Consider the following 24,779-nt stretch of genomic DNA (forward strand, 5'->3'; position numbering starts at 1 on the left):
AAGGAGTCTTCATGTTCACGGTTTATCATTCCAATCAGCTGGATTTGTTGAAAACGCTGACCAGCGCGCTGATAGCCAGAGATCCGTTGACCGATCCTTTTCAACAGGAGGTGGTGCTGGTGCAAAGCCCCGGTATGGCGCAATGGCTGCAGATGCAGCTGGCGGAACAGTTCGGTATCGCCGCCAATGTCGCGTTTCCGCTGCCGGCGACCTTCATTTGGGACATGTTCACCCGGGTGTTGCCGGATATCCCGAAAGAGAGCGCCTTCAGCAAGGATGCCATGACCTGGAAGCTGATGTGGTTGTTGCCGGAGATGCTGACTCAGCCGGCGTTTGCGCCACTGCAGCACTATCTGACCGATGACGGCGACAAGCGCAAAATCCACCAGTTGGCCGGCCGGGTCGCCGACCTGTTCGACCAATATTTGGTTTATCGCCCGCAGTGGCTGGAGAGCTGGCAGCGCGGCGAACGCATCGGCGGTCTGGCGGAGGCTCAGCAATGGCAGGCGCCGCTCTGGGCGCGACTGGTGGAATACACGCGTGAACTGGGGCAGCCGGAATGGCACCGCGCCAATCTGTATAGCCGCTTTATCCACGCGTTGGAACAGGCAACAACGTGTCCGCCCGGTTTGCCGCCGCGGGTGTTTATCTGCGGCATCTCGGCGTTGCCGCCGGTCTATCTGGAGGCGCTGCAGGCGCTGGGGCGGCATATCGATATCCACCTGATGTTCACCAACCCTTGTCGTTATTACTGGGGCGACATTCAGGATTACGCTTTCCTGGCCCGCTTGCAGAGCCGCAAGCGCCGTCACTATCATCAGGCGCGCGAGCAAGGGCTGTTTCGCGAACCGGCCGACGCGGCGCGCCTGTTTGACGCCGAAGGGCAGCAGCAACTCAGCAACCCGCTGCTGGCCTCCTGGGGCAAGCTGGGGCGCGATCACCTTTACCTGCTGTCGCAGATGGAAGGGGCGCAAGAGGTCGACGCCTTTGTCGATATCCCAGCCGATACCATGCTGCACGCCGTTCAGCGCGATATGCTGGAACTGGAAGACCATGCGGTAATCGGTATTACCGCGGAAACGCTGGAAAGCAGCTTCAGCAAACGTCCGCTTGATGAGAACGACCGCTCCCTCAGCCTGCACGCTTGTCACAGCCCGCAGCGGGAAGTGGAGGTTTTGCACGATCAGCTGCTGAGCATGCTGGCGCAGGATCCGTCGTTGACGCCGCGCGACATCATCGTGATGGTGGCGGATATCGACAGCTACACGCCATACATTCAGGCGGTGTTCGGCAATGCCCTCGCCGAGCGCTACCTGCCGTTTGCCATTTCCGACCGTAAAGCGCGCCAGGCGCATCCGGCGCTGCAGGCGTTCATTTCACTGCTCGATCTACCGCAAAGCCGCTTTACCTCGGAACAGGTACTGGCGTTGCTGGAGGTGCCGGCCCTGGCCGCCCGTTTCGCCATTGGCGAAGAGGGGCTGCGCCTGCTGCGTCATTGGGTCGGTGAATCCGGCGTGCGCTGGGGCCTGGACGATGATAACGTGCGCGAACTGGATCTGCCCGCCACCGGCCAGCACACCTGGCGCTTCGGCATTACGCGCATGCTGCTTGGCTATGCGATGGACAGCAATGCCGGCGATTGGCAGGGCATTTTGCCTTACGACGAATCGAGCGGGTTGGTCGCCGAACTGGCGGGGCAACTGGCAGACCTGCTGGCGCAGCTCAGCCACTGGCGGCAAATCTTGAGCGAAGCGCGCCCGCTCGAGGCGTGGCTGCCGCTGTGCCGCCAACTGCTGGATGCCTTCTTCGCAGCGGACAGCGACACCGAAGTGGTGCTGGCGCTGATCGAACAGCAGTGGCAGCAGGCCATTAATTTTGGCTTGGCGGCGCGCTATCCCGATGAGGTGCCGTTGACCATTCTGCGTGACGATCTGGCGGCGCGCCTCGATCAGGAGCGCATCAGCCAGCGCTTCCTCGCCGGGCAAATCAACTTCTGCACGCTGATGCCGATGCGTTCCATTCCGTTCAAGGTGGTGTGCCTGCTGGGCATGAACGACGGCGTGTATCCGCGCACGCTGCCGCCGCTGGGCTTTGATCTGATGGCGCAGCAGGTCAAACGCGGCGACCGCAGCCGCCGCGATGACGACCGCTATCTGTTCCTGGAAGCGATTTTGTCCGCTCAGCAGCGGCTGTATATCAGCTTCATCGGCCGTTCCATTCAGGACAACAGCCCGCGCTACCCTTCGGTGCTGGTCACTGAGCTGCTTGAGTACCTGGAGCAAAGCTATTGCCTGCCAGGAGATGAGGAACTCAGCGCAGACGACAGCGCCCGACGGGTTGGTGAGCACTTGCTGAAGTGGCATGCGCGCATGCCGTTCGCCGCCGAGAATTTCTTGCCGGGCTCGGAGGCGCAAAGCTATGCTGCCGAGTGGCTGCCCGCCGCCGATGGTCGCGGTGCGGCGCATCCGGCGTTCAACCAGCCGCTGCCTGCCGAAGCGCTGCAGCAAATATCGTTGGATGAGCTGCTGCGGTTTTACCGCCATCCGATTCGCGCGTTTTTCCAATTGCGGCTGGGCGTCAGTTTTATCCTGGAAGAGACCGAGCTGCCGGACGAAGAGCCCTTCACGCTGGATAACCTCAGCCGCTACCAGTTTAACAGCCAACTGCTGAATACCCTGATCGACGGCGACGATCCCGAACGGTTGTTCCAGCGGGTGCGTGCCGCCGGCGGCTTGCCCTATGGCGCCTTCGGCGAGATCTATTGGCAAAAGCAGCAGGAAGAGATGAGCGAGCTGGCCGAACAGGTGCGTGCGGAACGCGCAGAGAGCCATAGCCTGGAGCTGGATATCGATATTGCCGGCGTACGTCTCAGTGGCTGGCTGCATCAGGTGCAGGATGACGGCCTGTTGCGCTGGCGGCCCGCTACGCTGTCGGCGGTGGACGGCATATTGCTGTGGCTGGAGCATCTGGTGTACTGCCGCGCCGGCGGCACCGGCGAGAGCCGCATCTACGGCCGCAAGAACTCCGTCTGGCGCTTTGCCGCGCTGGCGCCTGAAGAGGCGCAGGCGCAGCTGGCGGAGCTGTTGGCGGGCTATCAGCGCGGTCTGTGTCAGCCGCTGCTGTTGCTGAACAAAAGCGGCTGGGCGTGGCTGAGTCAGTGCTATCAGCCGGAAACGCAGCAAATCGACTGGGAAGAAGAAGCGCAAATTAAGGCACGCGCCAAATTGCTGCAGGCCTGGCAGGGCGATCAGCGCATTCCCGGAGAAGGGGAAGATCCCTACGTGCAGCGAGTGTTCCGCCAATTGGATAATGAATACTTAGCGCAAATACTGGCCGAAACAGAGCGTTATCTGCTGCCGGTAGCGCGACATAACCTGGGGTAACAATCCCCCGGTGGTGCTGTACGGCGGGAGGTGGTAAAAATAACGAAGGTTATATTCAACCATTGGGGTGATTCCCGGTCTTACATAACGTACAGGCATATACACGCCGTGTTTCGGGCCGCCACATTGGCGAAGAGCCCGGCGAGTACAGATTTGGTTATGTGGTTTTGATGCACGTCGCCAACGTCAGGGAGTGGGCGTAGCGACGTCAGAATAGGGGTTTATTTTGGATATGCGCAGACAGTTGGCCCGTATCACCGGGCTGGTACTATTGGCTATGTGTTGGGCACCGTTGAGTTGGGCCGCGCAAGGATGGCAACCGCTGACGGAGAAGATCAACAAGAGCGAACACGATCCGCGTCAGTATGAAGCGATCAAGTTGGCTAATGGCATGACGGTGTTGCTGGTGTCCGATGCCCAGGCGCCGAAATCGCTGGCGGCGCTGGCATTGCCGGTTGGATCGCTCGAAGATCCGAACAGCCAACTGGGATTGGCACACTATCTGGAACATATGGTGCTGATGGGCTCCAAACGCTATCCAGAGCCGGAAAACCTGTCCGAATTCCTGAAAAAGCACGGCGGCAGCCACAACGCCAGCACGGCCTCTTATCGCACCGCCTTCTATCTGGAAGTGGAAAATGACGCGCTGGAGCCGGCGGTCGACCGCATGGCCGACGCCATTGCCGAGCCGCTGCTGGATCCGGGCAATGCCGATCGCGAGCGCAACGCGGTGAACGCCGAGTTGACGATGGCGCGTTCGCGCGACGGCATGCGCATGGCGCAGGTCGGCGCGGAAACCCTTAACCCGGCGCACCCGAGCGCGCGCTTCTCCGGCGGCAATCTCGATACGTTGAAAGACAAGCCGGACAGCAAGTTGCACGATGAACTGACCGGCTTCTATAAGCGTTACTATTCCGCCAATCTGATGATGGGCGTTTTGTACGGTAATCAGTCGCTGCCGCAGTTGGCCGACATTGCGGCGAAAACCTTTGGCCGCGTGCCGAATCATGACGCTAGCGTGCCGCCGATCACCGTGCCGGCCGTCACGCCGGAACAGCAGGGCATCATCATTCACTATGTGCCGGCGCAGCCGCGCAAGCAGCTGAAGGTCGAGTTCCGCATCGATAACAACAGCGCCGCGTTTCGCAGCAAAACCGATACCTACATCAGCTACCTGATCGGCAACCGCAGCAAAAACACCCTGTCTGACTGGCTGCAGAAGCAGGGGTTGGCGGACGCCATCAATGCCGGCGCCGATCCGATGGTTGATCGCAACGGCGGCGTCTTCGCCATCAGCGTTTCACTCACTGACAAAGGCCTGGCCCAGCGCGATGAGGTCGTCGCCGCCATTTTCAACTACCTGAAAATGCTGCGCAGCGAGGGCATCAAGCAGAGCTATTTCGATGAAATCTCGCATGTTCTGAACCTGGACTTCCGTTATCCCTCGATCACGCGCGACATGGACTATATCGAATGGCTGGTGGACACCATGCTGCGCGTGCCGGTTGAGCATGCGCTGGACGCGCCTTATCTGGCCGACCGTTATGATCCTAAGGCGATCGCCGAACGCCTGGACGCCATGACGCCGCAAAACGCGCGCATCTGGTTCGTCAGCCCGGATGAACCGCACAACAAGACGGCCTATTTCGTCAACGCGCCTTACCAGGTCGACAAAATCACGCCGCAGCGCTTTACGCAGTGGCAGCAGTTGGAGAGCGGCATTTCCCTGTCGCTGCCGGCGCTCAACCCGTACATCCCGGATGACTTTACCCTGACCAAGCCATCGCACGAGTTCAAAAAACCGGAAATGGTGGTGGATAAACCCGGCCTGCGCGTGTTGTACATGCCGAGTCGTTACTTCGCCGACGAGCCGAAGGCCGACGTCACCGTCGCTTTCCGCAACGCCAAAACCATGGATTCCGCGCGCAATCAGGTGCTGTTCTCGCTGACGGATTATCTGGCCGGCCTCGCGTTGGATCAGTTGAGCTATCAGGCGTCGGTCGGCGGGTTGAGCTTCTCGACCTCGCCGAACAACGGTCTGATGTTTAACGCCAACGGTTTCACCCAGCGTTTGCCGCAGTTGCTGACGGCGCTGATCGAGGGGTATTCCAGCTTCACGCCGACGGAAGATCAGTTGGCGCAAGCCAAATCCTGGTATCTGGAGCAGCTGGACGCCGCCGAGAAGGGCAAGGCGTTTGAGCTGGCCATTCAGCCGGTGCAGATGGTTTCCCGCGTGCCGTATTCCGAACGCAGCGAGCGCCGCGAAGTGCTGAAGACGTTAACGCTGAAAGACGTGCTGGCCTATCGCGACAGCCTGCTGGCCGAGGCCACGCCGGAGCTGCTGGTAGTGGGCAACATGAGCAAGCAGCAGGTCGACACGTTGGCGTCGACGCTGAAACATCGTCTGGGCTGTATCGGTAGCGAATGGTGGCACGGCGAAGACGTGGTGGTGAACAAGAATCATCTGGCCAACCTGCAACAGGTGGGCAGCAGCACTGACTCGGCGCTGGCGGCGGTTTATGTGCCGACCGGCTACGACGAAGTGACCGGCATGGCCTACAGTTCGCTGCTGGGGCAGATTATTCAGCCGTGGTTTTACAGCCAGCTGCGCACGCAGGAGCAATTGGGGTACGCGGTCTTCGCCTTCCCGATGTCGGTGGGGCGCCAGTGGGGCGTGGGCTTCCTGTTGCAGAGCAACAGCAAACAGCCGGCCTACCTGTACCAGCGCTATCAGGATTTCTACCCGAAAACCGAGAAACGCCTACGCGACATGAGCGAGGCGGACTTTGAACAGTACAAACAGGCGCTCATCAATGAGCTGAAACAGCGGCCGCAAACCCTGAGCGAAGAGGCCAGCCGGTTCGCCAACGATTTCGATCGCGGCAACTTCGCCTTCGATACTCGTCAGAAACTGATCGCACAGGTGCAACAGCTGACACCGGCCAAACTGGCGGATTATTTCCACCAGGCGGTGATCCAGCCACAGGGGCTGGCGGTGCTGTCGCAGGTTAGCGGCAGCGGGCAAGACAAGGCGGATTACGCGGCGCCTAAGGATTGGGTCACCTATCCGAACGCGTCGGCATTGCAGCAGATTTTGCCGCGTAAAGTGGCAACACCATGACGAAAATTGCCCCGCAGAGGCTGGAGCCGCTGTCGCTGCCGCTATTCGGCGAACGCCTGATAGAAGCGTCGGCGGGCACCGGCAAAACTTTTACCATCGGCGCGCTGTATCTGCGCTTGCTGCTGGGGTTGGGCGGTGACGCGGCGTTTCCCCGCCCGCTGACGGTCGAAGAAATCCTGGTGGTGACCTTTACCGAGGCCGCCACCGAGGAGCTGCGCGGGCGCATCCGCGACAATATCCACGGGCTGCGCATTGCCTGCGTGCGCGGTAAAGACGCGGAATGCAAAAATCCGCTGTTTATCGCGCTGATGGAAGAAATTGACGATTTGAGCGACGCCGCCTCGCAGCTGCTGGCGGCGGAGCGGCAAATGGACGAAGCGGCGATCTACACCATTCACGGCTTTTGCCAACGGATGCTGACGCACAACGCCTTCGAGTCCGGCATGTTGTTTGAACAAACGCTGGTGCAGGACGAGCTGCCGCTGCGGCGGCAGGCCTGTGCCGATTTCTGGCGTCGCCACTGCTATCCGTTGCCGCTGGGCGTGGCGCGTGCGGTCAGCCAGGAGTGGAGCGGCCCGGAAGCGTTGCTGGCCGATCTTTCCGGTTACCTGCACGGCGAAGCGCCGGCGCTGCGTCGGCCGCCGAAGGACGAAGAAACCGTCCTGATGCGCCACGAGCAGATCGTCGCGCGCATCGACGCCATCAAGGCGCAATGGCGGGCGGCGGCGGGCGATCTGGAGGCGTTGATCGCCCAGTCCGGCGTCGATAAGCGCAGCTACAGCAGTAAACACCTGCCGAACTGGCTGAACAAGGTCGGCGAATGGAGCGGGCAGGAGACTCAGGACTACCAGCTGCCGAAGGAACTGGATAAATTTCGCCAGTCGGTGCTGCTGGAGAAGACCAAGAAAGGCGAGCCGCCGCGTCATGCGCTGTTCACGGCGATAGATCAGCTGTTCGATGAACCCTTGACGCTGCGCGATCTGATCATGGCGCGCGCGCTCAGCGAGATCCGCACCTCTATTCAGCAGGAAAAGCGCCAGCGCGCCGAGCTGGGGTTTGACGACCTGCTCAGCCGGCTGGACGGCGCCCTGCAAAGCGGCGGCGGCGAACAGTTGGCGCTGGCGATCCGCCAGCGCTATCCGGTGGCGATGATCGATGAATTCCAGGATACCGATCCGCAGCAATACCGTATTTTCCAAAAACTTTACGTCGGCCGGCCCGATTGCGGCCTGCTGTTGATCGGCGATCCCAAGCAGGCGATTTACGCCTTCCGCGGCGCCGACATCTTTACCTACATGCGCGCGCGTTCAGAGGTGAGCGCCCACTATACGCTGGAGACTAACTGGCGCTCGTCGCCGTCGATGGTCGCCAGCGTCAATCACCTGTTTTCTCAGGTAGAAAAGCCTTTCCTGTTCGGCCAAATCCCCTTTATTGAGGTTAACGCGGCGGAAAAGAACCAAGGGCTGGCGTTTGAATTGCACGGCAAGCCGCAGCCGGCGATGCAGTTCTGGCTGCAGCAGGGGGAAGGCGCGGGTGTAAGTGATTACCAACAGCTGATGGCGCGCCTGTGCGCCACGCAAATTCGCGACTGGCTCAGCGCCGGGCAGCAGGGCCTGGCACGGCTGCAGAACGGCAAGGAGTCACGGCCGGTACAAGCCTCCGATATCACGGTACTGGTGCGCAGCCGCAATGAGGCGGCGTTGGTGCGCGATGCGCTGAGCGCGCTGTCTATCCCGTCGGTCTACCTGTCCAACCGCGACAGCGTGTTTGACACCCCGGAGGCCAAAGACCTGCTGTGGTTGCTGCAGGCGGTGTTGGCGCCGGAGCAGGAGCGTACGCTGCGCAGCGCCATGGCCACCGGGCTGATGGGGCTGGACGCGCCGACGCTGGACGGCCTGAGCCGCGATGAGCGCGCCTGGGACGCGCTGGTTAACGAGTTCGACAATTACCGCACGCTCTGGCTGCGCCGCGGCGTGTTGCCGATGCTGAGCGAGCTGATGAAAGCGCGTCAGCTGGCGGAGAACCTGTTGGCCAGCGCCGGCGGCGAGCGTCGCTTGACCGACGTGCTGCATCTGGGGGAGCTGTTGCAAGAGGCGGCGGCACAGCTCGACAGCGAGCATGCGCTGGTGCGCTGGCTGGCGCAGCAGATCGCCCAGCCCAATCGCCAGTCCGATAATCAGCAGCTGCGGCTGGAGAGCGACCGGCATCTGGTGCAGGTGATCACGATTCATAAGTCCAAGGGGCTGGAGTTCGATCTGGTGTGGCTGCCGTTCGTCGGCAACTTCCGCCAGCAGCAACAGGCGCTGTATCACGATCGCCACAGTTTCCAGGCGTTGCTGGATCTCGACGCCAATGAAGAGAGCCAGGCCTGGGCGGAGGAGGAGCGCTTGGCGGAAGATCTGCGTCTGCTGTACGTGGCGCTGACCCGCTCGGTGTACCACTGCAGCATCGGCATCGCGCCGCTGTTCCAGGGCACGCGCAAGAAACAGGGCGATACCGATCTGCACCGCAGCGCATTGGGTTATCTGGTGCAGGGCGGGCAGGCCGGCGACGCCGTGTATCTGCAGGAGCGGCTGCAGCAATTGGCGGGCGGGGGTATCGCGCTGTCGTTGGTTGAACCGCCGGACGAAGAACCCTGGCACCCTCAGGCGGCACTGGCCGAAGCGCTGGCGGCGAAAAGCTTTACCCGGCGGATCCAGGATTTTTGGCGGGTGACCAGCTATACCGGTTTGCAACAGCACGGCGCGAGCCTGATGCAGGATCTGCTGCCGCGTCTGGATGTCGACGCTGCGGGGGAGCGGAGTGAGGAGAGTGAGCCAGCGCTCACACCGCATACCTTCCCGCGCGGCGCGACGCCCGGCACCTTCCTGCACAGTCTGTTCGAAACGCTGGACTTCACCCAGCCGTTGGATGAACAGTGGTTGCTGGCACAGCTGCAACAGCAAGGATTTGCCGAACACTGGCAGCCGATTTTGCTGGCGTGGATGCAGGTATTGCTCAACACGCCGCTCACCGACAGCGGCGTGACGCTGGCGGCGCTAACGCCGCAGCACAAGCAGGCCGAGCTGCAGTTCTATTTGCCGATCAACCGGTTGTTGCAGGCGAAGGAGCTCGATGCCCTGGTGAAGCGTTACGATCCGCTTTCCGCCCGCTGTCCGGCGCTGGATTTCCATCAGGTGCAGGGCATGCTGAAAGGCTTTATCGACCTGGTGTTCTGTTGGCAGGGCAAATACTACCTGCTGGACTACAAGTCCAACTGGTTAGGGGAAGACAGCAGCGCCTATACCCGGCCGGCGATGGAGCAGGCGATGGCGGAGCATCGTTACGATCTGCAATATCAGCTGTATACGCTGGCGCTGCACCGTTATCTGCGTCATCGGCTGCCGGATTACGATTACCGGCGCCATTTCGGCGGGGTGATTTATCTGTTCCTGCGCGGCGTGGATACGGCGCACCCGGGCAACGGCATTTTCACCTGTCTTCCCGAGTTTGAGCTGGTGGCGGGGATGGATCGCTTGTTCAGCGGCGAGGCTGCTGCGACGGAGGATGGATCATGATCGCACTGCTGGAGCAGGCGGTGGCGCTTGGCGTGTTGCGCCCGCTGGACGTGCAGTTCGCCCGCGTGGTGGCGAACGAAGACGAGCCCGATATTTTGCTGGCCGCCGCCTGCCTGAGCGCAGAGGCGGGGGCCGGTCACGTCTGTCTGATGCTGGAGCAGCTGCAGGCGGATACGCTGTTTGAAGGGCGCCAACCGACGCTGGCGCTGGCGCTGTGGGAGGCGGCCGGGCGACCGGATAGCGAGCGTTGGCAGCAGCGCCTGGCGGCCAGCGCGGCGGTCGGGGACGGCAGTAGCGCTACGCCGCTGGTGCTGCGCGGGCCGCGCCTGTATCTGCAGCGCATGTGGCAAAACGAAGGTGAAGTGGCGGCGTTTATCGGCGGCGAAGGCGAGTCGCTGGCGGTGCCGGAGGCTGAACTGCGCACTATTCTCGACCGCTTGTTCGGTTCGGCGAGCGACGAACCCGATTGGCAGAAGATCGCCGCCGCGGTAGCCGCCACGCGGCGCATTGCTGTCATTTCCGGCGGGCCGGGCACCGGTAAAACTACCACCGTCGCCAAGCTGTTGGCGGCGCTGGTGCAGTTGGATGAAAGCGCGCGCTTGCGCATTCAGCTGGCGGCGCCGACTGGCAAGGCGGCGGCGCGTCTGACGGAGTCGCTTGGCAGCGCCAGCCGTCAGCTGGCGTTGACCCCGGCGCAGCAGGCGCTGTTCCCGACGGAGGCGGCGACGTTACACCGCCTGTTGGGGGCGCAGCCGAACAGTCAACGCATGCGCTATCACCGCGGCAACCGGCTGCATTTGGATGTGCTGGTGGTGGATGAGGCCTCGATGGTCGATCTGCCGATGATGGCGCGCCTGATTGCCGCGCTGCCCGATCGGGCGCGGGTGATTTTCCTTGGCGATCGCGATCAGCTGGCCTCGGTGGAGGCCGGCGCGGTGCTGGGGGACATTTGCCGTTTTGCCGAGCAGGGATACAGCGATGCGCGTGCCGCAGAGCTGAGCCGCCTGACCGGCTGTTCGCTCGCAGGGCGGCAGGCCGACGCGGAAGCGGCGGTGCGCGACAGCCTGTGTTTGCTGCGCAAGAGCTACCGTTTTGACGCTCGATCCGGCATCGGTCAATTGGCGTTGGCGGTCAACGCCGGTGCTGGGGAGCTCGCGCTGGCAGCCTTAAGCGGCAGTTTCGGCGATGTCGCGGGCTATGCGCTGGCGACGAGCGAAGAGTATCAGGCGCTGCTGGATGCGTGCGTGGCGGGCTACCGCGACTATTTGCGGTTGGCCGCCGAGGGCGCGGATGCGGCGGCGGTGTTGGCGGCCTTTAGCCGCTTCCAGGTGCTGTGCGCGCTGCGTGAAGGGCCGTTTGGCGTTGCCGGCCTGAATGAACGTATTGAGATAGGGTTGCAGCGCGCCGGCCTGATCGACCGCAAACCGGGCGTGCTCGGCCGCTGGTATCGGGGGCGGCCGGTGATGATCGGCCGCAACGACAGCGCGCTGGGGTTATTCAATGGGGATATCGGCATTACGCTGCCGGATGAGCGCGGCGAGCTGCGCGTGCATTTCCAACTGCCGGATGGAAGCATCAAGTCGGTGCAGCCGAGCCGTTTGCCGGCGCATGAAACCGCCTATGCCATGACGGTGCACAAATCTCAGGGATCGGAGTTTGACCATACGGTGCTGGTGTTGCCGAATCACTTCCTGCCGGTGCTGACGCGCGAATTGGTCTATACCGCGATCACTCGCGCGCGTAAGCAGCTCTCGCTGTATGCCACGGAGGCGGTGCTGCTGCGGGCCATTCGTATGCCGACCCAGCGCCGCAGCGGATTGGCTGAACGGCTGCAGGCAACGGAATAAGCGTTGAAGGGGCGCGGCAAGGGCCGCGCCGCGGAGATTACAGATCGGCCAACAGGATTTTGGAACGGCGCTGGTAGTTGTACAGCGCCTGCTTTTGCATCGGCAGCACGTCGACTTCTGCCGGGGTGAATCCGCGCTCCTGGAACCAGTGGATGCTGCGGGTGGTCAGTACGAACAGCTTCTTTAATCCCATCTGCCGCGCCTGGTTTTCCACCCGCTGCAGCAGCATTTCGCCGCGCGAAGAGCTGCGGTAGTCGGGATGCACCGCCACGCAGGCCATTTCACCGATTTTTTCCTCCAGGAACGGGTACAGCGCCGCGCAGGCGATGGTCAGGTTGTCGCGTTCGATAATGGTGAATTTGTCGATCTCCATCTCCAGCTGTTCACGCGAACGGCGCACCAGAATACCCTGCTGCTCGAGCGGCCGGATCAGCTCCAGGATGCCGCCGATGTCGTTGATCGTCGCCCGGCGCACCTGTTCGGCGCTCTCCATCACGATTTGGGTGCCGATGCCGTCGCGCGAGAACAACTCCTGTACCAGCGCGCCGTCTTCCTGGTAGCTGATCAGGTGGCTGCGGCGCACGCCGCTGCGGCAGCCTTTCACCGCGCCGCGCAGGAAGCGCACGGTGCCGGAATGGTAGTCACCGCCTTCCTCCAGCTCTTCAAGGCGCTTTTGCGCGTCGTTGGGGAACAGCTCGGAAAGGATGTTGCCTTCCGCGTCGGTCACGCCCTGCGAGGAGCAGAAACCGATCATTTTTTCCGCTTTCAGCTTGATCGCTAACTGGGTGGCCACTTCTTCCGAGGTCAGGTTGAAGCTCTCGCCGGTGACCGAAACCGCGACCGGGCCAATCAGCACGATGGCGTTGCTGTCGAGCTGACGGTGGATCGCTTCTTCATCGATGCGGCGAATGCGGCCACTGTGGCAATAGTCGATGCCGTCATCGACGCCCAGCGGCTGCGCGATGATGAAGTTGCCGCTGACCACGTTAATGTGCGCGCCCTGCAGTGGCGTGTTGTTGAGGCTCATCGACAGCCGAGCGGTGATGTCGAGCTGCAGCAGGCCGGCGGCCTGCTTGACCAGCTCCAGCGTATGGGCGTCGGTCACGCGGGTGTGTTTGTGGTAGATCGGCTCATAGTTATGCTGAGCCAGATTGGCGTCGATCTGCGGCCGCGCGCCGTAAACCACCACCAGGCGAATACCCAGGCTATGCAGCAACCCGATATCGTTGACGATGTTGGAGAAATTCTCGTGTTCGATGGCTTCCCCGCCGAGCATGATGACGAACGTCTTGCCGCGGTGGGCGTTGATATAGGGGACTGAGTGACGGAATCCTTGCACCAGCTCTGTACTACGTTCCTTCACGGCCAAACCTCTTTGCATATTTATACGATATTTTTGTATTTTTATTCTTTTATTGCGCCGATGGCAAGTGGGAAATCGTCATGAAGCGTGCGCTAAGGGCGCTAAATCGTTAATAAATTGAAAAACCATAAAAAGATTTTCTGATGACAGGGCTGGAATGATTGGTTAAAGTTTTCGGCATCCCCATTTCATTGGTGTTTTTTTCATCTGTTGTAAACAGCTATTACTGCCGGAGCCGCATGCCAAACGCTAATCACAATCTGGGCCGCCGTCGTTTATTACAGGGCGTTGCCGCCAGCTGGTTGCTGAGTGTGAGTCGTACGGGCTTCGCCGCATCATCGCACGTGATCGCCGTGCGCGTCTGGCCATCCTCCACCTATACCCGCGTCACGCTGGAATCCAACGTCGAGCTGAAATACAAGCAGTTCGCCCTGACCAATCCCGATCGCGTGGTGGTGGATATCGAAGGCGTTCATCTCAACAGCGTGCTGAAAGGCATCGCCGGGCAGGTGCGCGCCGACGATCCTTATCTCAAGCAGGCGCGCGTCGGCCAGTTCGATCAGAATACCGTGCGGCTGGTGCTGGAGCTCAAACAAAGCGTCAGCCCGCATATTTTCACGCTGGCGCCGGTGCCGGAGTATCGCAACCGTCTGGTGATGGATCTCTATCCGACCAAGGGCGGCAGCGGCGGCGAGGAATATGATCCGCTACTGGCGTTACTGGAAGATTACAACAAGGGCGATCTGGAGCGCACGCTGCCGCCGGAAGCGCCGCAGGCCGGCAAAGCGGGGCGCGATCGGCCGATCGTCATCATGCTGGATCCCGGCCACGGCGGCGAAGATCCCGGCGCGATCGGCAAGTACAAGACGCGCGAGAAAGACATCGTGCTGCAGATTGCCCGCAAGCTGAGCGCCATGATCAAGCGCGAGCCGAACATGAAAGTGTTCATGACGCGTAATGAAGACGTGTTTATTCCGCTCAAGGTGCGCGTCGCCAAGGCGCGCAAGCAGCGTGCCGATCTGTTCGTTTCGATTCACGCCGACGCCTTCACCAGCCGCGCCGCGCGCGGGTCATCGGTGTTCGCATTGTCCACCAAAGGCGCCACCAGCTCGGCGGCCAAGTTCCTGGCGCAGACGCAGAATGCCTCGGACCAAATCGGCGGCGTCAGCAAGAGCGGCGACCGCTATCTCGACCACACCATGTTCGATCTGATCCAGACCGCGACCATCAACGACAGCCTGAAATTCGGCAAGGAAGTGTTGAACCGGATGGGCAAAATCAACCGGTTGCACAAGAATCGCGTCGATCAGGCCGGTTTTGCGGTGTTGAAGGCGCCGGATATCCCGTCGATCCTGGTGGAAACGGCGTTTATCAGCAACATCGAAGAGGAGCGCAAGCTGCGCACCAGCCATTTCCAGCAGCAGGTGGCGGAGTCGATTCTGGCGGGCATCAAGGCTTATTTCGCCAACGGCGGCGCGCTGGCGAGTCGATAACGGCAGGGCCGGGCGCGAGTCCGGCTATTTTCGCGGATTGCAGATACAAAAAAACACCCGTCAGGGTGCTTATCTGTTGTCATCAAGAGTTGGTTGCGGGGGCCGGATTTGAACCGACGACCTTCGGGTTATGAGCCCGACGAGCTACCAGGCTGCTCCACCCCGCGTCCGTCTTGATGCGGTATTACGACGAAACCACCGTTCATGTTATGCCGCTGGTACGACATTCGGTTGGTTGCGGGGGCCGGATTTGAACCGACGACCTTCGGGTTATGAGCCCGACGAGCTACCAGGCTGCTCCACCCCGCGTCCGTGTAATACTTTGTTATCGAAACCAAACGAAAAATACCGCCAATGCGGCATCGGTTGGTTGCGGGGGCCGGATTTGAACCGACGACCTTCGGGTTATGAGCCCGACGAGCTACCAGGCTGCTCCACCCCGCGTCCGATGGATGCGCACTATACTCTCCATGCGTTTTGTTGCAAACCCTTTTTGCATTTTATTGCCCTAAACCCGTTTTTCTGCTGAATTTGCCCGCAATTTGCCTTCTTTTTCATCACCATCCTCCGTGCGGCTTTTTTTATTTGCAGCGATTCCTTTATCAATGAGCGTTTGTTATCGTTCAGCCGGTAGATCATATCAGTTTGAGAGTGTGCGCGATGAAAGGACGTTGGGGCAAATACCTGCTGGGCGGGTTGATGGTGGCGGTGTTGGCGGGCTGTTCGTCCAAGCCGACCGATCGGGGTCAGCAATATAAGGACGGCCGTCTGGATCAATCGCTGGAGCTGGTCAATCAGCCCAACGCCAAAGGTTCGCCGGTCAACGCCAAGGATTACTCGGATCAGCTGATGGAGATCAAGTACGCGTCGCCTTCGCTGTTTAACCGCAACAACAGCACCTATCAGGCGGTGCAAAGCTGGATGGCGTCCGGCGCCGACACGCGCATGCTGAGCCAGTACGGCCTCAGCGCTTACCAGATGGAAGGCGTCGACAATTACGGCAACGTGCAGTTTACCGGCTACTATACGCCGGTGGTGCAGGCGCGCTATACCCAACAGGGCGAGTTCCGCTATCCGCTGTACCGCATGCCGCCGAAGGGCAGGGGCCGCTTGCCGGATCGCGCGGGCATCTACTCCGGCGCGCTCGACGATCGCTATATCATCGCTTACACCAACTCGCTGATGGACAACTTCATGATGGAAGTCCAGGGCAGCGGTTATGTCGACTACGGCAACGGCCAGCCGCTGGTGTTCTTCGGCTACGGCGGCAAGAACGGCCACGCCTATCGCAGCATCGGCAAGGTGCTGATCGATCGCGGCGAAGTGGCTAAGGCGGACATGTCGATGCAGGCGATCCGTCAGTGGGCGGATACCCACAGCGCCGCAGAGGTGCGTGAGCTGCTGGAGCAGAACCCGTCGTTCGTGTTCTTCCGCCCGGAAGCTTTTGCGCCGGTGAAAGGCGCCAGTGCGGTGCCGCTGATCGCCAAAGCCTCGGTGGCTTCCGACCGTTCGCTGATCCCGGCGGGCACCACGCTGCTGGCCGAAGTGCCGCTGCTGGACAACAAGGGTAAATTCACGGGAAAATACGAGATGCGTCTGATGGTCGCGCTCGACGTGGGCGGCGCCATCAAGGGCCAGCATTTTGACATGTACCAGGGCATCGGGCCGGAAGCCGGCCACTCGGCGGGGTACTACAACCACTACGGCCGCGTCTGGGTGCTGAAGAACAATGGCGGCGGCCAGCTGTTCAGCGCCAATAAGTCAAACGGCGGCGGTTCGTTGCTGGCCACCCGCTAAACGCATACGGCGTGAAAAGAGTGACCCGCAAGGGCCGGATTTTCCGGCCCTTATCATTTGCATTACGAAGGTAATTAAAGCGTTATGAGCACAGCTTATTCGGAAGCCTATCTGCAGCGTTTCGGCGGCACGGCGCGGTTGTACGGCCAGCAGGCGCTGGCGGTGTTCGCGCAGGCACACGTCTGCGTGATCGGCATCGGCGGCGTGGGTTCCTGGGCGGCTGAGGCGCTGGCGCGCACCGGCATCGGCGCCATCACCCTGATCGACATGGATGATGTCTGCGTCACCAATACCAATCGTCAAATCCACGCATTGCGTCAGCATGTCGGGCAATCCAAAACCGAGGTGATGGCGGAGCGTATCCTGGCGATTAACCCGGAATGCCGGGTAACCTGCATCGATGATTTCATCACTCCGGACAACGTCGCCGAGCTGCTGGACCATAACTTCAGCTATGTCATCGACGCGATCGACAGCGTGCGGCCGAAGGCGGCGCTGCTGTCCTACTGCCGCCGTTTCAAGATCCCGGTGGTGACTACCGGCGGCGCCGGCGGGCAAATAGACCCGACTAAAATCGAAGTGGCCGATCTGGCGAAGACCATTCAGGATCCGCTGGCCGCCAAACTGCGCGAGCGGCTGAAGCACGATTTCAACGTGGTGAAAAACGGCAAGGGCAAGCTGGGCATCGATTGTGTCTTCTCCAGCGAGCCGCTGGTTTATCCGCAGCCGGACGGCTCGGTATGCGCTTCGCGCAGCACGGCGGAAGGGCCGAAAAGAATGGATTGCAGCGCAGGTTTCGGCGCGGCGACCATGGTTACCGCCACCTTCGGCTTCGTCGCCGTGTCGCACGCGCTGAAAAAGATGGTGGCGAAGGCGGCGCGTCAGGCGTAACGGGCGGCGATCGCCTTTACGGCGGCGGCCAACGCCGCCAGGCCGCTGGCGCGGGTGGCGCTCAGCTGCGCGCGCAATGCCAGGCGGTCGAACAACGCCAGCGGATCCAATGCGGCGATCTGCTGCGGCGTTTTCCCTTCCACTTCGGTCAGCAGCACCGCCAGCAGGCCGCGCACGATGCGGCCTTCGCTGTCGCCATAGAAATGCAGCGTGCCGTCTTCCAGCAACTGGTGCCCCAGCCAGACGCGGTTTTCACAACCGCTCAATGCCATTTCTTCACTGCGCAAGGCTTCCGGCAGCGGCGGCAGCCGTTTTGCGAGCATAATCAGCTGGCGGTAGCGGTCTTCCCACTGTTTCAGCGCGCTGAAGGTGGCGATCAACGCGTCGGCGGTGACCTCTCGGCCAAAAGGATGGGGGGCGAGCATAGCGTCTCCGGGAGTCAAGTCAGTCGGCCAGCAGATCGAGGGCGTGAGTCAACGCGCTGACCAGCCTATCGACGTCCTGTTGAGTATTGTAGGGAGCGAACGACGCGCGCAGCGTGCCGCTGACGCCTAACGCCGCCATCAGCGGCTGCGCGCAGTGCTGGCCGGCGCGCAGCGCAATGCCTTGCTCCGCCAGCAGCGTGATGATGTCGCTGTGGTGTACGCCGGCGATATCGAACGCCAGCAGGCTGGAACCGGAACTGCGGAAGCTGCGAAAGCCCGGCAGCTGCGCCAACCGCTGTTCCGCCCGGTCCGCCAGCTCGCGGCTGTAGCGCTCTGCCGCCGCCATGTCCTGTTCGCTGAGCCAGGTGAGCGCGGCGGCCAACCCCAGCACGCCGGCGATGTTTGGCGTGCCGGCCTCGAAGCAGTGCGGCGGCTTTTGCGGGGTAAAGCCGTCGAACGACGCCTGGGTTAGCATCTTTCCCCCTCCTTGCCACGGCGCCATCTGCGCCAGCAGCTCGGCTTTGCCGTACAGTGCGCCGATGCCGGTCGGGCCATACAATTTGTGGCCGGAGAAGGCGTAGAAATCGATGTCGAGCCGCTGTACGTCGGCCGGGCCGTGAACCACGCCCTGGGCGCCGTCGATCATCACGCGCGCGCCGGCGGCATGGGCCAGCGCGATAGCCGGCGCCAGATCCGGGCAGCCGCCGGTGACGTTGGACATTTGCCCCAGCGCCAACAGGCGGGTTTTGTCATTGAGCAGGGCGGGCAGCTGCGTCAAATCCGGCAACCGATCGGCGCCGATCGGCAGTTTCACCACCCGTGCGCCGGTTTGCTCCGCCACCATCAGCCAGGGGATCAGGTTGGCGTGGTGTTCCGCTTCGCTCACCAGAATTTCATCCCCCGGCTGCAGACGCGGGCGCAGATAGCTCTGCGCCACCAGGTTGATCGCCTCGGTGGTGCCGCTCGTCCAGACGATGTCGTCGGCCGATGGCGCATGGATCAGTTGCGCGACCTGGCCGCGCGCCTGCTCGAAACGGGCGGTCAGATCCTGCGCTGCCCGATGCTGGCTGCGGTGCACGGTGGCGGCGTCATCGCGATAAAATTGCTGTGTGGCGTCGATCACCGCCTGCGGTTTCAACGCGGTGGCGGCGCTGTCCAGATAGATACCGTCCTGCGCGAGCGCGGGAAACTGTTGGCGAAAAAGGCTGGGGTTAAAAGGCGTCATACCCTGATTGTCACTGGCTTGAGTCGATGGGTGATCCTGTCCTATTTTGCCGCCGGAGACAAGCGATCCTGCCTATTAGGACTTATCGCCTGGCAAAACTGAGAAAGTTTGTTATGCTATTAAATGTGCGCTTATTAATCGCATTTATACACATAAAAGGTATTTATCAGCATTTAAAACTACAAAGGAGTCCTCAATGAAGAAAACAGCCGCAGTTATCTCTGCCCTGATGCTTACGTTCACCCTGGCCGCCTGTTCCAGCAACTACGTGATGCATACCAATGACGGACGCACCATTGTTGCTGACGGCAAGCCTAAAGTGGATAACGATACCGGCATGATCAGCTATAAAGACGCCAACGGCGTCGAGCAACAGATCAACCGCGCCGATGTGAAAGAGATGGTTGAAAGCGACCAATAAGCGTCAGGCAAAAAAAAGCACCGCAAGTTTTGCGGTGCTGCATAAAATCACTATGGACAGACAGGGTAAATGTACAGGAAGTGAAAAAACAGTAGCCTAGCTACCATGTCCGGAATCGCCGGACAATTTGCAAACACAACATCACAACCACAAGCCAAAAGTTCATCGGCGTCCTCGACACCCACTCCCTTTTCGTTCCGGCCCGGGAAGTGCCGCCACTATAGGTATTTGCTGGCGCATCCTCAACGGACAAATTATAATGGCTCGGATAAAAAAAACTAATGGCAATACGCCGTTAGCGTTTACCGATGGCTTGCCACGCAAAGCCGCCCGATTTTCGGCGCCGAATCATTCGGATTAATGTTACACAAAAGTAGCTAATTTAATGTCTAAACGCTTACCTCCCCTCAATGCGCTGCGCGTGTTCGATGCGGCCGCTCGCCACCTGAGTTTCACCAAGGCGGCGGAAGAGCTGTTCGTGACCCAGGCCGCGGTGAGCCACCAGATCAAGTCGCTGGAGGACTTCCTCGGGCTGAAGCTGTTTCGTCGGCGCAACCGCTCGCTGCTGCTGACCGAAGAGGGGCAAAGTTACTACCTCGATATCAAGGAGATCTTCTCTTCGATCAACGAGGCGACGCGCAAGCTGCAGGCGCGCAGCGCCAAGGGGGCATTGACCGTCAGTCTGCCGCCGAGCTTCGCCATTCAGTGGCTGGTGCCGCGCCTTTCCGGCTTTAACTCAGCTTATCCGGGGATCGATGTGCGCATCCAGGCGGTGGACCGTGAAGAAGACAAGCTGGCGGACGACGTCGATGTGGCGATTTTCTACGGCCGCGGCAATTGGCCGGGGCTGCGCGCCGAGCGCCTGTATGCGGAATATCTGCTGCCGGTGTGTTCGCCGAGCCTGCTGACCGGCGATCATCCGCTGAAAACCGCAGACGATCTGGCTTATCATACGCTGCTGCATGACGTTTCACGCCGCGACTGGCTGGCCTATACGCGCCAGCTGGGGTTGCAGCACATCAACGTGCAGCAGGGGCCGATCTTCAGCCACAGCGCCATGGTGGTGCAGGCGGCGGTGCACGGCCAGGGCGTGGCGCTGGTGAATAACGTGATGGCGCAAACCGAGATCGAAGCCGGTCGCCTGGTGTGCCCGTTCAACGATGTGTTGGTCAGTAAAAACGCTTTTTATCTGGTATGTCATGACAGCCAGGCAGAACTGGGTAAAATAGCCGCCTTCCGGCAGTGGATCCTGGCGCGCGCCGCCAGCGAACAAGAGAAGTTCCGCTTCCGCTACGAACAATAAGGCCGGCCGCCGCCTTGCCGCGGCCGGTGATTTTTAATGGGATAGATCACGATGAGCAGCCGTTCCATGCTGGTTTTCGCCGCTATCAGCGGCTTTGTGTTTGTCGCGTTGGGCGCATTCGGCGCGCATGTGTTAAGCGGCACGCTGGGCGCCAACGAAATGGCCTGGATCCGCACCGGGCTGGAATATCAGGGGTTCCACACCCTGGCCATCCTGGCGCTGGCGGTCGCAATGCAGCGCCGCGTGAGCCTGTGGTTTTACTGGAGCGGAGCGCTGTTGGCGTTCGGCACCGTGTTGTTCAGCGGCAGCCTCTATTGCCTGGCGCTGTCGCACCTGAAGGTCTGGGTATATATCACGCCGGTTGGCGGCGTGTGCTTCTTGATCGGCTGGATATTGATGTTGATTGGCGCTTTGCGTCTGAGGAAAAAGGCCGAGCGCCATGAATAAGATTGTGTTGTACTGCCGCCCCGGCTTCGAAAAAGAGTGTGCGGCGGAGATCACCGATAAAGCCGCCCAGCTGGAGATTTACGGCTTTGCGCGGGTAAAAGAGCACAGCGGTTACGTGTTGTTCGAATGCTATCATCCGGACGATGCCGACCGTCTGGCGCGGGAAATTCCGTTCCGCGAACTGATTTTCGCCCGCCAAATGATTGTGGTGGGGGAGCTGCTGCGCGATCTGCCGCCGGAAGATCGGGTATCGCCGATCGTCGGCATGCTGATCGGCGTGGTCGATCGCGGCGGCGAGCTGCGGGTGGAAGTGCCGGACACCAACGAAAGCAAAGAGCTGATGAAGTTCTGCCGCAAGCTGACGGTGCCGCTGCGCGCCGCGATGCGCGAGCAGAAGGTGCTGATGGCGCGCGAGAACCCGACTCGCCCGGTGGTGCATGTGTTTTTCATCGCGCCGGGCTGCTGCTATGTCGGTTACTCCTACAGCAACAACAACTCACCGTTCTATATGGGCATTCCGCGTCTGCGTTTCCCGGCCGATGCGCCGAGCCGTTCGACGCTGAAGCTGGAAGAAGCGTTCCATGTGTTCATCCCCGCCGACGAGTGGGACGAGCGCCTGGCCAGCGGCATGCATGCGGTCGATCTGGGGGCCTGCCCGGGCGGCTGGACCTATCAGCTGGTGAAGCGCAGCATGATGGTGCATTCGGTGGATAACGGCCCGATGGCGCCGAGCCTGATGGAAACCGGCCAGGTGACGCACCACCGCGCCGACGGCTTCAAGTTCGAGCCGAACAGCAGCAAGATCTACTGGCTGGTGTGCGACATGGTGGAGAAACCGGCGAAGGTGACCAGCCTGATGATTCAGTGGCTGGTGAAAGGCTGGTGCCGTGAAGCGATCTTTAACCTCAAGCTGCCGATGAAAAAGCGCTACGAGGAAGTGTCGCAAAACCTGATGAGCATTCGCGAAGCGTTGGGCGCCGCCGGCATCAGCGCTGAAGTGCACGCCAAGCAGCTGTATCACGATCGCGAAGAGATCACCGTACACGTGCGCCGCATGTGGTCGGCGGTGCCGGGCCGCCGCGACGAGCGCGATTAACCGCGTGAAGCCTTGATGAAGGGCGCTGCTTGCAGCGCCCTTATTGTATCGGCAGGCGCAGCTGCTGCAGGTTGCCGTCCAGCGACAGATCGGTGCGCAGCGTGGCGACCCGTTTGCTGACGTAGGCCAGCTCGCGGTGCTGCTCCAGCTTACCGCGCCATTTTTCCGGCACCTGCTCCAGGTGCTGATAAAGCCCGTCCAGACTGCCCGACTGCTGCAGCAGCAGCACGGCGGTTTTCGGCCCGATGCCGGCCACGCCGGGGATCTTGCTGCTGCCGATCCCCGCCAACCCCCAGTAGTCCGGCAGCTGCTGCGGCTGCACGCCAAACTCCTGTTGTACGAAAGGCATATCCAGCCAGCGTTTCTGGAAGTAATCGCGAATTTGTACGTTCGGCGCCAGCAGTTGGCAATAGCCTTTGTCGGTGGAGACGATGGTCACCTGGTGGCCGCCGCAGGCGACCTTCGCCGCCAGCGTGGCCGCCAGATCGTCCGCCTCATTGCCGGGCGAATGCCAGCTGGCGACGCCCAGTTCGGCGAAGGCTTCGCGCAGCTGCGGCATCTCCTGCTGCAGGTTTTCCGGCATCGGCGAGCGCCCGGCCTTGTAGTCCGGCAGAATTTGGTGGCGCCAGCTGTCGCTGCGGTCGTCCTCGTCGAATACCGCCACCGCGTGGGTCGGGCGGCTGTGCTGGAGCAACTGCTGCAGCGCGTGGCGGCAGGCGTTGACGCAAGGGGAGCCCTGCACGGCGTGAATGCGGCGGATGAGGTTCAGGGCGTCGACAATCAGTAGGTGTATCATCATGGGCGGTAAGGTCAGAAAAAACAGGGCGGCCGTTACGCCGCCCGGGATTGAGGGTCAGGCGACGATTTCGTAGCAGGGCACATAGGCGCTGCCCGGCAGCTTCATGCGGTGCTGGGCAACAAAGCCCTGCAGCAGGCTATCCATCTGCTTCATCATTTGCGGTTCGCCGTGCAGCTTGTACGGGCCGAACTGCTCAATGGCGTGGATGCCGTTTTCCTTCACGTTGCCGGCCACGATGCCGGAGAAGGCGCGGCGCAGCGCGGCGGCCAATTGCTCCGGCGGCTGGTTCGGATACAGGTTGAGGTTCGCCATGTTCTCGTGGGTCGGCTCGAACGGCAGCTGCAGATCCGGCGCGATGCGGATCGACCAGTTAAAGCTGTAGGCGTCGCCGGTGTTGCGGCGGTTTTCCTTCACCAGCGGCATGGCTTTTTTCATCTGCCGCGCCACTTCTGCCGGATCGTCGATGATGATGGTGTAATGGCGGCGCGCTTCGTCGCCCAGCGTGTTCATGATGAACTCGTCCAGTACGCGGAAGTAGTCGGCGCTCTCTTTCGGCCCGGTCAGGATCAGCGGCAGCACCTGTTCACTGTTCTCCGGGTTCATCAGGATACCCAACAGGTACAGCAGCTCTTCGGCGGTGCCTACGCCGCCCGGGAAGATAATGATGCCATGCGCGATGCGCACGAAGGCTTCCAGGCGTTTTTCGATGTCCGGCATGATCACCAGCTCGTTCACTAGCGGGTTAGGCGGCTCGGCGGCGATGATCGAAGGCTCGGTCATGCCGATAAAGCGGCTGTTGCGGTAACGCTGTTGCGCGTGACCGACCGCCGCGCCTTTCATCGGCGCTTCCATGGCGCCCGGCCCGCAGCCGGTGCAGATGTTGAGCTCGCGCAGGCCCAGCTGGCTGCCGACCTTGCGCGCGTACAGATATTCGTTCTCGTTGATCGAGTGCCCGCCCCAGCACACCACCATGTTGGGATCTTCATCCAGATGCAGCGTGCGTGCATTGCGCAGGATCGAGAACACCAGGTTGGTGATGTGGGCCGAGTTTTCCAGGTTCAGGTGTTGGAAACGGCCGGCGCTGGCGATTTGGCCGTGCACGAACAGAATGTCGCGCAACACGGCGAACAGGTTGGCCTGCAGCGAGCGGATGAGGCGGCCGTCGACGAACGCCTCTTCCGGCGGGTTGACCAGCTCCAGCTTCACCCCGCGCTCGCGGCGCAGCACGTTGATGTCGAAGGTTTCATAGCGCGACAGCAGCTGTTTGCTGTTGTCGGTTTGGCTGCCGGAGTTCAACACGGCCAGCGAACAGTTGCGGAACAGGCGGTACAGGTCGCTGCTGGCGGTGCGCTTCAGCATGTCTACTTCCAGCTGCGACAATAAATCCATAGAGCCAAGCGGGCTGATGTGTGTAATCAAGGTAACTCCTTTGCACCCGGTGCGGGGCGGTAGTAATCCATACGCAGCAAAACAGCATCTCGTTATGGTTGGCGTGCTGCGGCGCAGCGGGCGCTCTGCCCGGCCGCTGCCTCGTTTTAACCTTACCGCCGTCCCTGGGCTTTTACCAACATAAACCGCTCGTTAGCTCAGTTGTTGAGCAATGTTTCGCAC

General features: G+C 61.2%; 16 protein-coding genes and 3 tRNA genes. 11 read left to right on the forward strand and 8 right to left on the reverse strand.

Annotated elements, in window-relative coordinates; all coding sequences use genetic code 11:
- Nucleotides 1-11 precede the first annotated feature (11 nt).
- From recC to recD, 4 genes are all read left to right on the forward strand, one after another.
- Entirely contained in the window at nucleotides 12-3,383 is a 3,372-nt protein-coding gene (gene recC, locus JL05_RS09060; protein WP_033632232.1) for an exodeoxyribonuclease V subunit gamma, read from the forward strand.
- 232 nt (nucleotides 3,384-3,615) lie between these two features.
- Entirely contained in the window at nucleotides 3,616-6,504 is a 2,889-nt protein-coding gene (ptrA, locus tag JL05_RS09065; protein ID WP_033633589.1) for a pitrilysin, read from the forward strand.
- Nucleotides 6,501-10,061, forward strand: a complete 3,561-nt coding sequence (recB, locus tag JL05_RS09070) for an exodeoxyribonuclease V subunit beta (RefSeq protein ID WP_033632233.1) — start codon at nucleotides 6,501-6,503, stop codon at nucleotides 10,059-10,061. Before ptrA ends, recB begins: the two co-directional genes overlap by 4 nt.
- A complete protein-coding gene (gene recD, locus JL05_RS09075; RefSeq protein ID WP_033632234.1) occupies nucleotides 10,058-11,908 on the forward strand; it encodes an exodeoxyribonuclease V subunit alpha in 1,851 nt (616 codons plus the stop codon). The genes recB and recD overlap by 4 nt, the downstream gene beginning before the upstream one ends.
- Nucleotides 11,909-11,945: 37 nt before the next feature.
- Here recD and argA read toward each other — a convergent pair whose 3' ends face one another.
- Nucleotides 11,946-13,271, reverse strand: coding sequence for an amino-acid N-acetyltransferase (gene argA, locus JL05_RS09080; RefSeq protein ID WP_004931881.1), 1,326 nt, complete (start codon nucleotides 13,269-13,271; stop codon nucleotides 11,946-11,948).
- 239 nt (nucleotides 13,272-13,510) lie between these two features.
- Here argA and amiC point away from each other — a divergent pair, with 239 nt between their 5' ends.
- On the forward strand, nucleotides 13,511-14,764 hold the full coding sequence (gene amiC, locus JL05_RS09085; protein ID WP_004931882.1) for an N-acetylmuramoyl-L-alanine amidase AmiC: 1,254 nt from the start codon (nucleotides 13,511-13,513) through the stop codon (nucleotides 14,762-14,764).
- A gap of 90 nt (nucleotides 14,765-14,854) precedes the next feature.
- Here amiC and JL05_RS09090 read toward each other — a convergent pair.
- From JL05_RS09090 to JL05_RS09100, 3 genes are all read right to left on the reverse strand, one after another.
- Nucleotides 14,855-14,931, reverse strand: a tRNA-Met gene (locus tag JL05_RS09090).
- Nucleotides 14,932-14,996: 65 nt separating this feature from the next.
- A tRNA-Met gene (locus JL05_RS09095) sits at nucleotides 14,997-15,073 on the reverse strand.
- A gap of 58 nt (nucleotides 15,074-15,131) precedes the next feature.
- Nucleotides 15,132-15,208: transfer RNA gene (locus tag JL05_RS09100), tRNA-Met, on the reverse strand.
- Between the two features lie 216 nt (nucleotides 15,209-15,424).
- On the opposite strand from JL05_RS09100, the gene mltA reads away from it, so the two are divergent.
- Together mltA and tcdA are read left to right on the forward strand one after the other, a co-directional pair.
- A complete protein-coding gene (gene mltA, locus JL05_RS09105) occupies nucleotides 15,425-16,561 on the forward strand; it encodes a murein transglycosylase A (RefSeq protein WP_033632235.1) in 1,137 nt (378 codons plus the stop codon).
- A gap of 84 nt (nucleotides 16,562-16,645) precedes the next feature.
- Nucleotides 16,646-17,452, forward strand: a complete 807-nt coding sequence (gene tcdA, locus JL05_RS09110) for a tRNA cyclic N6-threonylcarbamoyladenosine(37) synthase TcdA (RefSeq protein WP_004931886.1) — start codon at nucleotides 16,646-16,648, stop codon at nucleotides 17,450-17,452.
- On the opposite strand, the gene csdE is transcribed toward tcdA, so the two are convergent.
- Together csdE and csdA are read right to left on the reverse strand one after the other, a co-directional pair.
- Nucleotides 17,443-17,877, reverse strand: a complete 435-nt coding sequence (gene csdE / locus JL05_RS09115; protein ID WP_033632236.1) for a cysteine desulfurase sulfur acceptor subunit CsdE — start codon at nucleotides 17,875-17,877, stop codon at nucleotides 17,443-17,445. The two genes, tcdA and csdE, sit on opposite strands and share 10 nt — an antisense overlap.
- A gap of 19 nt (nucleotides 17,878-17,896) precedes the next feature.
- On the reverse strand, nucleotides 17,897-19,102 hold the full coding sequence (csdA, locus tag JL05_RS09120; RefSeq protein WP_033632237.1) for a cysteine desulfurase CsdA: 1,206 nt from the start codon (nucleotides 19,100-19,102) through the stop codon (nucleotides 17,897-17,899).
- Between the two features lie 196 nt (nucleotides 19,103-19,298).
- On the opposite strand from csdA, the gene JL05_RS09125 reads away from it, so the two are divergent.
- From JL05_RS09125 to rlmM, 4 genes are all read left to right on the forward strand, one after another.
- Nucleotides 19,299-19,523 (forward strand): YgdI/YgdR family lipoprotein, encoded by a 225-nt coding sequence (locus JL05_RS09125; RefSeq protein WP_033632238.1) that lies wholly within the window; start codon nucleotides 19,299-19,301, stop codon nucleotides 19,521-19,523.
- 385 nt (nucleotides 19,524-19,908) lie between these two features.
- Nucleotides 19,909-20,826 (forward strand): transcriptional regulator GcvA, encoded by a 918-nt coding sequence (locus JL05_RS09130; protein ID WP_004931894.1) that lies wholly within the window; start codon nucleotides 19,909-19,911, stop codon nucleotides 20,824-20,826.
- A gap of 51 nt (nucleotides 20,827-20,877) precedes the next feature.
- Entirely contained in the window at nucleotides 20,878-21,273 is a 396-nt protein-coding gene (locus JL05_RS09135; protein ID WP_004931896.1) for a DUF423 domain-containing protein, read from the forward strand.
- A complete protein-coding gene (gene rlmM, locus JL05_RS09140) occupies nucleotides 21,266-22,369 on the forward strand; it encodes a 23S rRNA (cytidine(2498)-2'-O)-methyltransferase RlmM (RefSeq protein WP_033632239.1) in 1,104 nt (367 codons plus the stop codon). The genes JL05_RS09135 and rlmM overlap by 8 nt, the downstream gene beginning before the upstream one ends.
- A gap of 40 nt (nucleotides 22,370-22,409) precedes the next feature.
- On the opposite strand, the gene xni is transcribed toward rlmM, so the two are convergent.
- The gene (gene xni, locus JL05_RS09145) at nucleotides 22,410-23,168 is read right to left on the reverse strand and encodes a flap endonuclease Xni (protein ID WP_033632240.1); all 759 of its coding nucleotides are present in this window, start codon (nucleotides 23,166-23,168) and stop codon (nucleotides 22,410-22,412) included.
- A 54-nt stretch (nucleotides 23,169-23,222) separates the two neighbouring features.
- Nucleotides 23,223-24,587 (reverse strand): nucleotide 5'-monophosphate nucleosidase PpnN, encoded by a 1,365-nt coding sequence (ppnN, locus tag JL05_RS09150; protein WP_033632241.1) that lies wholly within the window; start codon nucleotides 24,585-24,587, stop codon nucleotides 23,223-23,225.
- Nucleotides 24,588-24,779 lie beyond the last annotated feature (192 nt).

The organism is Serratia nematodiphila DZ0503SBS1 (genome assembly GCF_000738675.1).
GTDB classification, from domain to species: domain Bacteria; phylum Pseudomonadota; class Gammaproteobacteria; order Enterobacterales; family Enterobacteriaceae; genus Serratia; species Serratia nematodiphila.

Bases quoted from the DNA above. Each gene is read 5' to 3' on its own strand.
- recC (WP_033632232.1), top strand. From the start codon at position 12: ATGTTCACGGTTTATCATTCCAATCAGCTGGATTTGTTGAAAACGCTG.
- ptrA (WP_033633589.1), top strand. From the start codon at position 3,616: ATGCGCAGACAGTTGGCCCGTATCACCGGGCTGGTACTATTGGCTATG.
- recB (WP_033632233.1), top strand. From the start codon at position 6,501: ATGACGAAAATTGCCCCGCAGAGGCTGGAGCCGCTGTCGCTGCCGCTA.
- recD (WP_033632234.1), top strand. From the start codon at position 10,058: ATGATCGCACTGCTGGAGCAGGCGGTGGCGCTTGGCGTGTTGCGCCCG.
- amiC (WP_004931882.1), top strand. From the start codon at position 13,511: ATGCCAAACGCTAATCACAATCTGGGCCGCCGTCGTTTATTACAGGGC.
- mltA (WP_033632235.1), top strand. From the start codon at position 15,425: ATGAAAGGACGTTGGGGCAAATACCTGCTGGGCGGGTTGATGGTGGCG.
- tcdA (WP_004931886.1), top strand. From the start codon at position 16,646: ATGAGCACAGCTTATTCGGAAGCCTATCTGCAGCGTTTCGGCGGCACG.
- csdE (WP_033632236.1), bottom strand. From the start codon at position 17,877: ATGCTCGCCCCCCATCCTTTTGGCCGAGAGGTCACCGCCGACGCGTTG.
- csdA (WP_033632237.1), bottom strand. From the start codon at position 19,102: ATGACGCCTTTTAACCCCAGCCTTTTTCGCCAACAGTTTCCCGCGCTC.
- JL05_RS09125 (WP_033632238.1), top strand. From the start codon at position 19,299: ATGAAGAAAACAGCCGCAGTTATCTCTGCCCTGATGCTTACGTTCACC.
- JL05_RS09130 (WP_004931894.1), top strand. From the start codon at position 19,909: ATGTCTAAACGCTTACCTCCCCTCAATGCGCTGCGCGTGTTCGATGCG.
- JL05_RS09135 (WP_004931896.1), top strand. From the start codon at position 20,878: ATGAGCAGCCGTTCCATGCTGGTTTTCGCCGCTATCAGCGGCTTTGTG.
- rlmM (WP_033632239.1), top strand. From the start codon at position 21,266: ATGAATAAGATTGTGTTGTACTGCCGCCCCGGCTTCGAAAAAGAGTGT.
- xni (WP_033632240.1), bottom strand. From the start codon at position 23,168: ATGATGATACACCTACTGATTGTCGACGCCCTGAACCTCATCCGCCGC.